13 protein-coding genes are annotated in these 12,630 nt (G+C 64.2%); all 13 read right to left on the reverse strand.

Going from position 1 to position 12,630, the window contains the following annotated elements:
• Positions 1-1,455 carry a F0F1 ATP synthase subunit beta gene (gene atpD, locus ACUYM2_RS11865; RefSeq protein ID WP_138768903.1) on the reverse strand — a complete coding sequence of 485 codons (1,455 nt, stop codon included), beginning with the start codon at positions 1,453-1,455 and terminating at the stop codon, positions 1-3.
• 82 nt (positions 1,456-1,537) lie between these two features.
• Positions 1,538-2,431, reverse strand: a complete 894-nt coding sequence (locus tag ACUYM2_RS11870) for a F0F1 ATP synthase subunit gamma (protein WP_481600235.1) — start codon at positions 2,429-2,431, stop codon at positions 1,538-1,540.
• A 76-nt stretch (positions 2,432-2,507) separates the two neighbouring features.
• Positions 2,508-4,145 carry a F0F1 ATP synthase subunit alpha gene (gene atpA, locus ACUYM2_RS11875; RefSeq protein WP_481601482.1) on the reverse strand — a complete coding sequence of 546 codons (1,638 nt, stop codon included), beginning with the start codon at positions 4,143-4,145 and terminating at the stop codon, positions 2,508-2,510.
• Positions 4,146-4,231: 86 nt separating this feature from the next.
• The gene (locus ACUYM2_RS11880) at positions 4,232-5,056 is read right to left on the reverse strand and encodes a F0F1 ATP synthase subunit delta (RefSeq protein ID WP_481600236.1); all 825 of its coding nucleotides are present in this window, start codon (positions 5,054-5,056) and stop codon (positions 4,232-4,234) included.
• Positions 5,056-5,607, reverse strand: a complete 552-nt coding sequence (locus ACUYM2_RS11885; RefSeq protein ID WP_175322873.1) for a F0F1 ATP synthase subunit B — start codon at positions 5,605-5,607, stop codon at positions 5,056-5,058. Before ACUYM2_RS11885 ends, ACUYM2_RS11880 begins: the two co-directional genes overlap by 1 nt.
• A 53-nt stretch (positions 5,608-5,660) precedes the next feature.
• Complete coding sequence (gene atpE / locus ACUYM2_RS11890) at positions 5,661-5,879, reverse strand: ATP synthase F0 subunit C (RefSeq protein WP_003804776.1); 219 nt, start codon at positions 5,877-5,879, stop codon at positions 5,661-5,663.
• An 80-nt stretch (positions 5,880-5,959) separates the two neighbouring features.
• Positions 5,960-6,760: a F0F1 ATP synthase subunit A gene (gene atpB, locus ACUYM2_RS11895; protein ID WP_175322872.1), complete on the reverse strand. Its 801-nt coding sequence runs from the start codon at positions 6,758-6,760 to the stop codon at positions 5,960-5,962.
• Positions 6,761-6,851: 91 nt separating this feature from the next.
• Positions 6,852-7,190: a hypothetical protein gene (locus ACUYM2_RS11900; RefSeq protein WP_481600237.1), complete on the reverse strand. Its 339-nt coding sequence runs from the start codon at positions 7,188-7,190 to the stop codon at positions 6,852-6,854.
• Positions 7,183-7,668 carry a Cg1360 family ATP-synthase-associated protein gene (locus tag ACUYM2_RS11905; protein WP_481600238.1) on the reverse strand — a complete coding sequence of 162 codons (486 nt, stop codon included), beginning with the start codon at positions 7,666-7,668 and terminating at the stop codon, positions 7,183-7,185. The genes ACUYM2_RS11900 and ACUYM2_RS11905 overlap by 8 nt, the downstream gene beginning before the upstream one ends.
• Positions 7,669-7,748: 80 nt before the next feature.
• A complete protein-coding gene (locus tag ACUYM2_RS11910) occupies positions 7,749-8,756 on the reverse strand; it encodes an MraY family glycosyltransferase (RefSeq protein WP_481600239.1) in 1,008 nt (335 codons plus the stop codon).
• Positions 8,757-8,770: 14 nt separating this feature from the next.
• Positions 8,771-10,639, reverse strand: coding sequence for a polysaccharide biosynthesis protein (locus ACUYM2_RS11915; RefSeq protein WP_481600240.1), 1,869 nt, complete (start codon positions 10,637-10,639; stop codon positions 8,771-8,773).
• Between the two features lie 101 nt (positions 10,640-10,740).
• Positions 10,741-11,715 (reverse strand): glycosyltransferase, encoded by a 975-nt coding sequence (locus ACUYM2_RS11920; RefSeq protein WP_481600241.1) that lies wholly within the window; start codon positions 11,713-11,715, stop codon positions 10,741-10,743.
• Positions 11,716-11,721: 6 nt separating this feature from the next.
• A complete protein-coding gene (locus ACUYM2_RS11925) occupies positions 11,722-12,630 on the reverse strand; it encodes a glycosyltransferase (RefSeq protein WP_481600242.1) in 909 nt (302 codons plus the stop codon).

A 12,630-nucleotide genomic window follows, 5' to 3' on the forward strand; every position in this document is an offset into this window, starting at 1 on the left:
TTACTTGGTCTGTTCCTGGATCTTGGCCCACTGGCGCTCGACGTCGTCCAGGCCGCCGACGTTGAAGAACGCCTGCTCTGCGATGTGGTCGAGGTCGCCGTCGCAGATTGCGGTGAAGCCTTCAACGGTGTCCTTGATGGACACAGTGGAGCCTTCGACGCCGGTAAACTGCTTTGCCGTGTAGGTGTTCTGCGAGAGGAACTGCTGGATACGGCGTGCACGCGACACGACGATCTTGTCCTCTTCGGAGAGCTCATCGACACCGAGGATGGCGATGATGTCCTGGAGTTCCTTGTTCTTCTGCAGGATCTGCTTGACGCGGACGGCCGTGTTGTAGTGGTCGTGTCCGATGTACTGCGGATCCAGGATGCGCGAGGTCGACGTCAGCGGGTCAACGGCCGGGTACAGACCACGGGAAGCGATTTCACGGGAAAGTTCCGTGGTCGCGTCGAGGTGTGCGAAGGTCGTGGCCGGAGCCGGGTCGGTGTAGTCATCTGCGGGAACGTAGATGGCCTGCATCGAGGTGATGGAGTGGCCCTTGGTGGACGTGATGCGCTCCTGCAGGAGGCCCATCTCGTCGGCCAGGTTGGGCTGGTAGCCCACGGCCGAAGGCATGCGGCCGAGGAGGGTGGAAACCTCGGAGCCTGCCTGGGTGAAGCGGAAGATGTTGTCGATGAAGAGCAGCACGTCCTGGTTCTGCACATCGCGGAAGTACTCCGCCATGGTCAGTGCGGACAAGGCCACGCGCAGACGCGTTCCCGGCGGCTCATCCATCTGGCCGAAGACAAGGGCAGTGTCCTTGAGGACGCCGGCCTCTTCCATTTCAACCCAGAGGTCGTTACCTTCACGGGTACGCTCGCCGACACCGGCGAACACCGAGGTGCCACCGAAGTTGCGGGCAACACGGGTGATCATTTCCTGGATCAGCACGGTCTTGCCGACGCCGGCACCACCGAACAGACCGATCTTGCCACCCTTGATGTAGGGGGTGAGGAGGTCGATCACCTTGATGCCGGTCTCCAGCATCTCGGTGGAGCCTTCCAGCGTCGCGAAGGCGGGAGCCTTGCGGTGGATCGGCCAGCGTTCGCTGATCTGCAGCTCGGACTCGGTCACGTCCAGGGGCTGGCCCAGCACGTTGAAGATGTGGCCCTTGACGCCGTCGCCGACGGGCACGGAGATCGGGGCACCGGTGTCAACCACGTTGGTGCCGCGGACCAGGCCGTCGGTCGCCTGCAGCGAGATGGCGCGGATGAGGTTGTCGCCGAGGTGCAGCGCAACTTCGAAGGTGATGGTCTTGGTCTCACCGTTGAGAGTAATCTCCGTGGTGAGTGCGTTGTAAATCGAGGGGATTGCGTCAGCCGGGAATTCGACGTCGACAACCGGGCCAATAACACGTGCAATACGGCCGGTGGCACCGGACGTTGCGGCTACGTGTTCGGTAGCAGTGGCAGTCATCTCTCTCACTTCACTCAGTAGATGGCGTGGGCGGTTAAGTTTGTTCTTTGGTGCAGGTACAGCTGGGTCCGTAGCGGGCCGACTAGGACGCGTTCAACGCGTCGGCGCCTGCCACGATTTCGGAAAGCTCCTGCGTAATTTCAGCCTGGCGGGCAGTGTTGCGCAGACGCGTGTACTTCTTGATGAGCTCCGTGGCGTTGTCACCGGCGGATTTCATTGCCCGCTGGCGGGCTGCGAGCTCGGAAGCTGCGGCCTGCAACATGGCAGCGAAGATACGTGACTCGATGTACCGCGGCAGCAGGGCATCGAGGACCTTCTCCGCCTCGGGCTCGAATTCGTACAGCGGCAGGAGCTCCGATTCGGAGGCGGCCTGCTCTTCGACGACCTCAAGCGGGAGAAGGCGGATGACCGTCGGCTCCTGCGTCACCATGGACTTGAAGCGGGTGTACACCACGTGGATCTCGTCGACGCCGCCCTCTTCGTAGGCCGTGGCGAAGTCTGCCAGCAGTGCTTCGCCGACTTCCCGCGCCGTCTCGAACTGCGGTGCGTCCGTGTTGCCGGTCCACACCCGCTCGTAGGAGCGGTTCCGGAAGTCGAAGTATGCCTGTGCCTTGCGGCCCATGACGTACGTCTTGACTTCCTTGCCTTCCTCGTGGAGCAGCTCGGTGAGGCCTTCGGCCTGCTTGAGCACGGTGGCCGAGTAGGACCCTGCAAGTCCGCGGTCGGAGGTGATGACCAAGACAGCGGCGCGTCGGATCTGCTCCGGCTCGGTAACCAGCGGGTGGTCGATTTCGCTCTGGCTTGCGACAGCAGAAACGGCACGCGTGATCGCGTTTGCGTAAGGCAGTGAAGCCGCTACGCGTGCGCGGGCCTTGCCGATGCGCGAGGTAGCGATCAGTTCCATCGCCTTGAAGATCTTGCGCATCGACGTCGTCGAGCTGATCTTCTGGCGGTAGACCCGAATCTGGGCTCCCATACTTATCCTTTCCTAAGATCCCGATGGCCTGGACTGCCGGAACCCTCGCGGATTCCGGCAGTCCCTGCCAGCGAAACTAGCGCTTCTGCTTGACGATTTTTTCCTGGTCGACCTTGCCCTCGTCGATCGGGGCGTATTCCTCGTGCCCTGCACCGACCAGGAGGTTGTCGCCCTCGCCGAAGAAGCCCTTCTTGAAGTCCACGATCGCGGTCTTCAGCGCCTCTGCCGTGTCATCGTCCATGACGTTGGTCTGCGCCAGCGTCGTCAGGATGGAGGACTTGTGCTTGAGGTGCTCCAGGAACTCGGTCTCGAAGCGGTTGATGTCTTCAACCGGAACGTCGTCGAGGTAGCCGTTGGTGCCGGCCCAGATGGAGACGACCTGGTCCTCGACCGGGAACGGCGAGTACTGGCCCTGCTTGAGCAGTTCCATCAGGCGTGCGCCGCGGGTCAGCTGCTGGCGCGACGCCGCGTCGAGATCCGACGCGAACATAGCGAACGCCTGCATGTCGCGGTACTGGGCCAGTTCCAGCTTCAAAGTACCGGAGACCTTCTTCATGGACTTCACCTGCGCCGCGCCACCAACGCGGGACACGGAGACACCCACGTCGACGGCGGGACGCTGGTTGGCGTTGAAGAGGTCCGACTGCAGGAAGATCTGGCCGTCGGTGATGGAGATGACGTTGGTCGGGATGTAGGCGGAAACGTCGTTCGCCTTGGTCTCGATCAGCGGCAGTCCGGTCATCGAGCCTGCGCCCAGTTCGTCGGAGAGCTTGGCGCAACGCTCCAGCAGACGGGAGTGCAAGTAGAAGACGTCGCCCGGGTAGGCTTCGCGTCCCGGCGGGCGGCGCAGCAGCAGCGACACCGCACGGTAGGCCTCGGCCTGCTTGGAAAGGTCATCGAACACGATGAGGACGTGCTTGCCGCCGTACATCCAGTGCTGGCCGATGGCCGAGCCGGCGTACGGTGCCAGGTACTTGAAGCCTGCGGGGTCGGAGGCGGGGGAAGCCACGATGGTGGTGTACTCCAGTGCGCCGTTGTCCTCGAGCGTCTGGCGCACAGCCGCGATGGTGGAAGCCTTCTGGCCGATGGCCACGTAGATGCAACGCACCTGCTTCTTCACGTCGCCCGAAGCCCAGTTGGCCTTCTGGTTGATGATCGTGTCGATGGCGATCGCCGACTTGCCGGTCTGGCGGTCACCAATGATCAGCTGGCGCTGGCCGCGGCCGATCGGGATCATGGCGTCGATAGCCTTGAGGCCGGTCTGCATCGGTTCGTGGACCGACTTGCGCTGGGTCACGCCGGGTGCCTGGAGTTCCAGGGCGCGGGTGGTTTCGGCTTTGATCTCGCCAAGGTCGTCGATGGGCTGGCCCAAGGGGTCAACCACGCGGCCGAGGAAGGCGTCGCCGACCGGAACAGACAGAACCTGTCCGGTGCGGTGCACTTCCTGGCCTTCTTCGATTCCGGTGAAGTCACCGAGCACGATGACGCCGATCTCGCGGACGTCGAGGTTCTGGGCCAGGCCCAGCGTGCCGTCTTCGAAGCGAAGCAGCTCGTTCGCCATGACCGAGGGAAGGCCCTCAACACGGGCGATGCCGTCACCTGCGGTCGTTACACGGCCAACCTCTACGCGCTCTGCGTTTCCGGGTTCGTAGGACGCCGCGAACTCGTTCAACGCATTACGGACGTCGTCGGCGTTGATGGTCAATTCGGCCATCTGCAGTCCCTGCTCTCCTGTTTTCGTGATCATCGTTGTCACGATGACCGGGGTTTCATGTCGGTAAGTTGTGCTTGTCCGGCTAACTAAGCAATCTGACGCTGGAGCTGGCCCAGGCGGGCGAGGACCGAAGCGTCAACCACTTCGTCGCCGATCTGGATCCGGAGGCCACCAATCAGGGCCGGGTCAACGTTCATGTTGATCTTGAGCTCGCGGCCGTACAGGGCGTTGAGCCCTGCCTGGAGCCGGCTGGTCTGGGTCTCCGTCAGCGGACGGGTGACGCTGACCGTGGCGATCCAGCGCTGCTGGCGCTTGGCCGCAAGCTCGGCGAAACGGCTGACGAGCTTGGTGGGCTTGAGGCCGCGGGGCTGCGAAACCGCCTGTCCAATAAGGACCTTCGCTTCCTCGCTTGCACGGGGCACGAGCTTTTCGGCGAGGGCAACCTTGGCAGCCTGGCTCGCCTGCGGCTCGGACAGAGCACGCTGCACCTCGTGGCTGGAATCGACGGCCTGGTTGAAGGAGAACAGATCGTTCTCCAGCGCTTCCAGTCCGCTGATTCCCGAGGCAGAGACGGCCGACTTGTTTTCAGCAACGGCAATTACCACCGAAGCGGCAAGAGTCTCGAGTGCATCGCCGATGTCGCGAGCCGACGCCCAGCGTGAGCTGGCCAGCCCGCTGGCGATCTCCACAGCATCTGCGGAAACTTTTCCGCTGAAGAGCTGCTTGACCAGCGCCGACTTTTCGTCACCGCTGCGGGACGGGTCAGTCAGGGCACGGCGCAAGCCAGCCGAGCTGTCCACCGTTCCCAGGATTCCGAAGAGTTCCTTAGCCAACTGCAGCGACGCGTTGGGAAGCTTGGCTTCCAACGCGACGAGTGCCGCGGTCAGCGATTCGCTCGATACACCTGCCATTACTTAGCTGCACCTGCGTTCTGGTTCTCCAGATCTGCCAGGAAGCGGTCAACCACGCGGGCCGAACGCGCGTCATCGCTGAGCGCCTCGCCGACGATGCGGCCTGCCAGCGTGGTAGCCAGCGTGCCGACCTCGGCGCGGAGCGACACAACGGCCGCCTGACGCTCGGACTCGATCTGCGCGTGTGCCTGGGCGGTGATACGGGCAGACTCAGCAGCTGCCTTCTCCTTCAGATCCGCCAGGATCTGGGCGCCTTCGGCACGGGCTTCCTCGCGGATGCGGTTGGCCTCGGTGCGGGCGTCCGTGAGCTGCTGCTTGTACTCTTCGAGTGCTGCAGAAGCCTCTGCCTGCGCCTTCTCGGCCTTGGCAATGCCGCCTTCAATCGCCTCGGCACGCTCTGCGAAATTCTTCTCGAACATCGGGACGACATACTTCGTCACGATGAACAGGAGGACAGCAAAGCCCACGAGGACGACAAACATTTCCCAGATGTTGGGAACGAGGGGGTTGGTCTCACCCTCGGTGGCGGCTGAGATGATCAGCTGCTTCATATTTCACCCGTCCTTATCTACTCGGTTCTGGATGTTCGCTGGGTTCTGAAGGTTTACTTGAGAACGAATGCGAAGACCAGGCCGAGGATGGCGAGGGCTTCAGTCAGCGCAAGGCCGAGGAATGCGATCGGCTGAAGGACGCGCTGTGCTTCCGGCTGACGTGCCACACCGTTGATGTAAGCAGCGAACACGAGACCCACACCGATACCACCGCCGATGGCGGAGAGGCCGTAGCCGATGAGGTTGAGGGAGCCGTTGATGGAGCCTTCCATTTTTCTTCCTTTCAAGATGCCACCCGTGTGGCAGGTTGTTTGGGTTGCTTCATCCCCGTGAGGGGAAGTTTGTGGGTGCCTTAGTGGCTGTCGGCGTGCAGTGCGCCTTCAATGTAGATCGCGGTCAGCAGAGTGAAGACGTATGCCTGCAGTGCCATGATCAGCGCCTCCAGCATGTACATCGCAATCGAGCCGGCCAGGACCAGCACGGAGGCGCCCTTCAGCAGGACGTTCTCCTGCATGACGAGGAACTCGATGCCGGAACCGGCGATCATCACGATGAGGTGGCCGGCCAGCATGGTCGCAAACAGACGGAGGCTGTGCGTGACCGGCCGGACCAGGAAGTTGGAGATGATCTCAATCGGGATAACGATCGGAAGGATGTAGATGGGTACGCCGCTCGGCACGGTGGCCAGCTTGAAGTATTTCAAGCCGTTCTTCTTGACGCCGATGGCGATCCAGGTGATGTACACGATCGCCGCAAGCACGTAAGCGCCACCGACGTGCGAGAAGCTCGGCAGCTGGATCACGGGGATCGCGCCGTAGATGTTGTTCACCAGAATGAAGAAGAACAGGCTGAACAGCAGCGGGACGTACTTCATGAAGTCTTTGCCGCCGATGATGTCCTTGGCGATACCGTTGCGGACGAAGCCGTACGCGGCCTCGCCTGCGAACTGCAGCTTGCCGGGAACGAGCTGCTGCTTACGCGCAGCGATCACGAAGAAGGTGGCGATAATGACGACCGAGAGGATCACCAGCAGCATCTGCTTGGAGAATCCTTCGGCTTGACCCCAGGGCAGGATAGCCGGCAGGTGCAATTGTTCAATTCCAGGAGGAGTGAACTCTCCTGAATCTTGGGCCGGGAGCGCAAGCGCGATCAACGCGTTTCCTCTCTGCAGTGTCCATCATTGGGCGTTGGGCGGGTAGCGGCGACAATTAGGTCGGCCATTCCCCCTGTGAAATTTTTTGGCATTACTGTTCCGCGTCCTTGGACGGGCCACCTGCAGCGCCGCCTCCGCCAGCCGAATTCCGGTGACTGGTGAGGCCGTGCATATGAGAAAGATAGAACCCTCCCGCAGCTCCAAGCAGGGCGCCTGCGAGCACAATCCAGCGGGTTCCCCACAGATTATCCAGACCCCACCCTATCAAACTCCAGACGATGATTCCGCCAACAATGTAGCTAAAGACGGCTATTCCGGCGTTGTATCCGCCGTCGTTGCTGTCCTGCGATACACCGGGGGCACCACCCGTCGCTTTAGGGGTTCGTGCCGGGTTCTTGTGGTCCCCGCCTTCGGCTTTCCGGTTAGACATTGGTGCCGCCTTCCGGGGAGTTGGGGTCGTTGTAGATTTGAAGCCTGGCCTTGCTGAAGCCAATGACCTCGGCTGCCTGCCAGGCGACGACGCTCACGACGGCGCCAATCAGGAACCAGCGTTCGTGCAGCCACGCCGGCGCGCCGAGGACGAACAGCACCACGGCGAAGCCGACCACCTTAACGAAGTAGGTGGCGACGAACATGCCGATGGCCCCGGAGGGGTTGTTGCGGCCCACAAAGTGGCCGATTGCGAGGCTGATCGCGAAGAATGCCATCACCAGCACCCCGCCAAAGAGACTCGACAGGGCACCGAAGCCGCCGTTGAAGACGAAGGCGAGGACTGACGTCACCAGGAGCGCTGCACCGGCTGCCGCGGAACTAAAGGCCAGCAACCGCAGCCACAGCGAGGTGGTGGGGCCGGACCCGCCAACGGAACCGCTGCCGGAGGTGCGTCCGGACTCGGCGTTGGAGGTCATGGGATCCCAATCGTCGGTGGTGGTGAGGGCAGTAACGCGGCGACAAGCCGCCCCTGAATTCTACACGAGATAGAACATCCCTAGGCCACCGGGACGCGGGTGACCTTGGCCCGGCGCCGGAATCGGCGGATCAGGTCCGGGGACGCCAGGTACAGTCCCAGCACCAGCAGGCTGCCGGCGACGCAGAGGGCGACGACGGGCAGCGTGGCGGTTGCCGCGGTGAAGCCCAGCACAATCACGGCGATGGTGCAGGCCGTGACGACGGCGGCCGATTGCAGGTGCGAGAAGCCGACGTCGGTGAGCCGCTGGTAGACGTGCTCGCGGTGCGAGGCGTACCAGCGCTCCCCCGCCTTGATCCGGCGCAGCAGGGTGTAGCCGGTGTCCGCGGCGTAAACCAGGATCGGTGAGAGGACGTACTCCACGTAGACGCCGCTGAGGAAGCCGGCCACGGCAAGCGCCGCAATCGAGGCGCCGAGCAGGTAGCTGCCGACGTCGCCCAGGAACACGGAGCCGCGGCCCAGGTTCCACGGCAGGAACCCAAGGAACGCCATTGCCAGCACCGTGCCTCCGGCGGTCAGCCAGGGTTGTCCGGACAGCAGGCCGGCCGCCGCGTAGGCAGCGCCGGCGGTCACGCCGTGCAGGCCGGAAATCCCGTTGATGCCGTCCATGAAGTTTGCGATGTTGACGTACGCCGCGATTGCCACGGCCGCCAGCGGCAGCCACCAGAGGGTCTGCGACGTCAGCACGATCAGCGCGGCGGAACCTGCGGCCCCGATCCCCAACTGGGCGGCCGCACGTCCCCGGATGGACAGGCCGCGGAGATCCTCGATCCAGCCCACCGCGGCACTCGCTGCGATGATCGCCAGCACGACGGCGAACACAGATCGGTCCACCGTGACCAGGCCCGTGAGCACCGCGGTCAGGTACCCGATCGCGGTGGCCAGGGCGGCCGCCACGCCCATGCCGCGGATGGTGGCCTGGTGATGGGAGGAACGCGCGGAGGGAATGTCGACGACGCCGAGCCGGACCAGCCACGGCTTCACCGCGAGGGGCAGCAGCAGGCTGGCCAGCAGGGTGGTTGCAGCCACGACGGCCAGCGGCATCACGAGGCCACCCGCACGGCCCCGGCCTCGTCGGCCTCGTCGTCGGGGATGTCGGCGATGTTCGCGCCCTGCTCGGCCTCGCAGCGGGCCAGCCAGACGTTCAGGTCCAGCTTCGCCGGGTCCTGCTCGGATGCCCGGGTGTGGGAGATCTTGGGATGCAGCGGGCGCTGGTCCAGTTCGCCGGTCCCGACCAGTTCCTCGTGCAGCTTCTCCCCGGGCCGCAGGCCGGTGTAGATGATGTCGATCTTCTTGCCGGACATCGCGATCATCCGCTGGGCGACGTCCAGGATCTTCACCGGCTCCCCCATGTCGAGGATCATCACGTCACCGCCCGAACCGATCGCGCCGGCCTGGATCACCAGCTGGCAGGCTTCCGGAATCGTCATGAAGAAGCGGGTGACTTCGGGGTCGGTGACCGTGACCGGACCGCCGACCCGGATCTGCTCGGTGAACAGGGGCAGCATTGAACCGCGGCTGCCCATCACGTTGCCGAAGCGGACGGACACAAACGTGCTGGCGGTCTGGCCGGCCATCCACGCGGTCAGTTTTTCCGCGACCCGCTTGGAGTGGCCCAGGGCGGTGGTGGGGTTTGCGGCCTTGTCGGTGGAGATGTTCACAAAATGCGAGACGCCGGCCCGCTGGGCGGCGCGCAGTACGTTCAGGGTGCCGCAGACATTCGTCTTCCACGCCTCAACCGGGTACTGCTGGAGCAGCGGTGCGTGCTTGAGGGCGGCGGCGTGGAACACCACTTCGGGCTGCCGGTCCTCGAAGATGTCCAGCAGGGCCTCGCCGTCGCGGATGTTGGCGAGCACGGTGTCCCGGCCGGCCAGCAGCCCGCGTCCGGTGATGGAGATCTGGGTCTGTTGCAGCCCGGTCTCGTCGTGGTCGAGCATGATCAGTTCGGCCGGGGAGAACTGGACGATCTGGCGGCAGAGTTCCGAGCCGATGGACCCGCCGGCCCCGGTCACCAGGACCCGTTTGCCTTTGATGTAACCGGCGATTTCGTCGACCTTGATGTCCACGGGCCGGCGGCCGATCAGGTCTTCGACCGCCACCTCCCGGAAATCGGAGAATCCCTCGGGCGCGCCGCCGCCGAGCATGTCCCGCAGCGGGGGCAGCACAAGAACCCGGATGTTCAAGCCCGCCACGGCGTCCGAGATGCGCCGGACCACGGCGGCCTCGACGTTGGCGAAGGCCAGGACCAGGACCGTCGCGCGGGTCCGGCGGATGATCGCCGGAAGGTCGTCGCTGCGCCCCTGGACCTGGACGCCGGAGAGCCGGAGGTGCTTTTTGGCCGGGTCGTCGTCGATCAGGCCGACCGGGAAGTACGGTGAATCGGGGTCCTGCAGCATCCGGGTCAGGAGCGAGTTGCCCAGGAAGCCTGCGCCGTAGATCAGGGTGTTCTGCGCGCCGTCGCCGGGCCGGGTCTTGCCCTCGACGTAGAGCCGCTTGGCGTAGCGGGCGGCGCCCATAAAGAGGCAGGCGAACGGGAAAGCGATCAGGCCCACGCTGCGGCCGATGTTGATGGCTCCGTAGACCACCAGCAAGGTCACGGTGATGGAGGCCGCAACGATCACGGTGACGAAGACGAGGGCCCTCGCCTCCTGGAAGCTGCCGAACGGATACCTGCCCCGGTACAGCGCCAGGGCGTAGCCAGCCAGGATCTGGGCAATGACGGCGACGGCGGCGATGAAGAAAGCGCCCAGGAACTGCTCGGCGCGGATCCCCATCTCATAGCGCAGCAGCAGGGCCAGGGCGATCGCCACGATCCAGGACATGGAGTCCAGGAAGAGCTGGATCCAGATCCAGAGGGCGGGCTTCTCGTCCCGTACTGCGGCGGGTTCGCTCGCTTCAGATTTCGTAGTCAACAGAGATTGCAACCGACTTCCACTACCACGGCGGCCAGGCGCCTGTTTCAAAAATTTCCCCGCCGCACAACTGTCGGACAGCGGCAGAGCCTAAAACGATACTAATCTCTTTCGCTTCCGCCGCCGGGGTACCCGCCCGCCGAAGACGGCAGCGGAGGCATGGGTTTCCAGCCGGGGTCCGCGAGGATGGCGCGCGATTCCCGCCATCCCTGCCAGAGCAGGCCGACCCCCTTCAGGGTCCGTTCCACAATCACCAGGCGGACCAGTTCCTTCAGGTACGTCAGGGCCGTCCCGGCCCCGAACCCGAACCTGTTGAACTTGCCGTGCGCCCTCAGGTACTGCGCCACGTGTCCGCGGTTGCGCATCACGTAACGGCGGCTGAGATCACTGGAATCGTTGAGGTGGCGCAGGCCCAGGTCCACCTGCCGCTGCACCCGCACCTTCTTGATCACGAAGGCGTTCACATAGACCACCGGCGTCTGTTGCGCGGCGAGCCAGCCGTAGATCAGGTCGTCCCAGGTGATGAAGAAGCGCGGGTCCGGCAGGCCGATGGTCCGGGCCACGGAGGCCCTGATCAGCATGCCTTCGAAATTGCCCACATTGGTGCGGAAGACGTCCGAATGCCGGAACACGTCCCGCGAGACCGGCAGGAAGATGCCCAGCGCCTCGACGAAATGGTGCTGCCAGAAGAAGGGCTTGCCCTTGGCGTCGTAACGGCGGCCGATCAGGCAGGAATACTCAGCGGTAAATCTGTCCAGCGCCTCCACCGCCCCGGGCAGCACCTCGACGTCGTCATCCATCAGCCAGAGCCACTCGGCACCGGATTCCAGGGCCAGCTCGACGCCGCGGGAGAATCCCCCGGCACCGCCGGCATTGACGCTCAGCCGCTCGTACTGGATCGGCGTCCCGCCGGCGGCACTGGCGCGGGCGACGACGTCGGCGGTGTGGTCGGTGCTCGCGTTGTCCACCACGAGGATCCGCGCCGGGCGGGTGCTGAGGCGGTCAAAGGAATCCAGCAGGTTCTGCAGGAAGTCGGCACGGTTGTAGGTGACGACGACGGCGTACAGGTTCTCCACGGCGGCCTAGGGGTTGGTGGACATGAGTCGTGCGGGTGAGCCGAAGCCCTTGCCGCGGAAGCCGGTGGAATAGGCGTTGAACCAGTGCGCCAGGCCTTTGACGTCGCCGGTTTTGAGGAAGTAGTACGGGAAGCCGACGATGTCCGCCCCGAACCAGCGCAGGTTCCGGTACTTGCGGGTCAGGTAGCCCCGGTTGCGGAAGTAGCAGTAGCGCTTGAACTCCCCCTCCGGGATGACCGGGGTGATGAAACCGCCGAAGACCGGCTTCATCTCGGTCCAGGTGGCGGGGTGCTGCACGGCCACGGTGGCCAGCGTTCCGTATTTCAGCCCGGCCTTCTTGACGCGCGAGAGGAAGTCGACTTCGTCGCCGCGGATGAAGAACTTCACATCCGGAATGCCGATCTTGTAGAAGACTTCGGTGCGGATCAGGGCGCCGTTGAAGAAGTGCACCATGTCCGGCAGGTAGCCCATCGGGGCGAGCCTGGAGCGGTCGTTGGTGAGCAGCCCGTTGATCCTGAAGTTGAAGGAGAGCCGGTCGGGGTCGGCCGTGGCGGCCACGAGCGGGCTCACAATGTCCAGCTGGTGTTCTTCCGCGGTCTTGAGCAGCTCGGCGAGGCAGCTGGCATCCTCGGGGTGGCCGTCGTCGTCCATCATCCAGACCCATTCGGCGCCGCTGGCCATGGCGGCCAGGATCGCGTAGGCAAACCCGCCGGCGCCGCCGAGGTTCGCCTCGGAGCGCAGGTAGTTGATGTTCGCTCCCCCGGCGCTGACGACGTCGGTGGCCGGAACGGTGCCGGAGTCCACGAGGGCAATCGAATGGATGGGGGCGGTCTGGGCGGCCAGCCCCTTCAGGAGGAGGGCAAGTTCCTCGTGGCGGTCAAAGGTTACTGCCGCGACGGCGACTTTGGGCTGCAT

This window comes from Arthrobacter sp. SD1074B, from assembly GCF_056780195.1.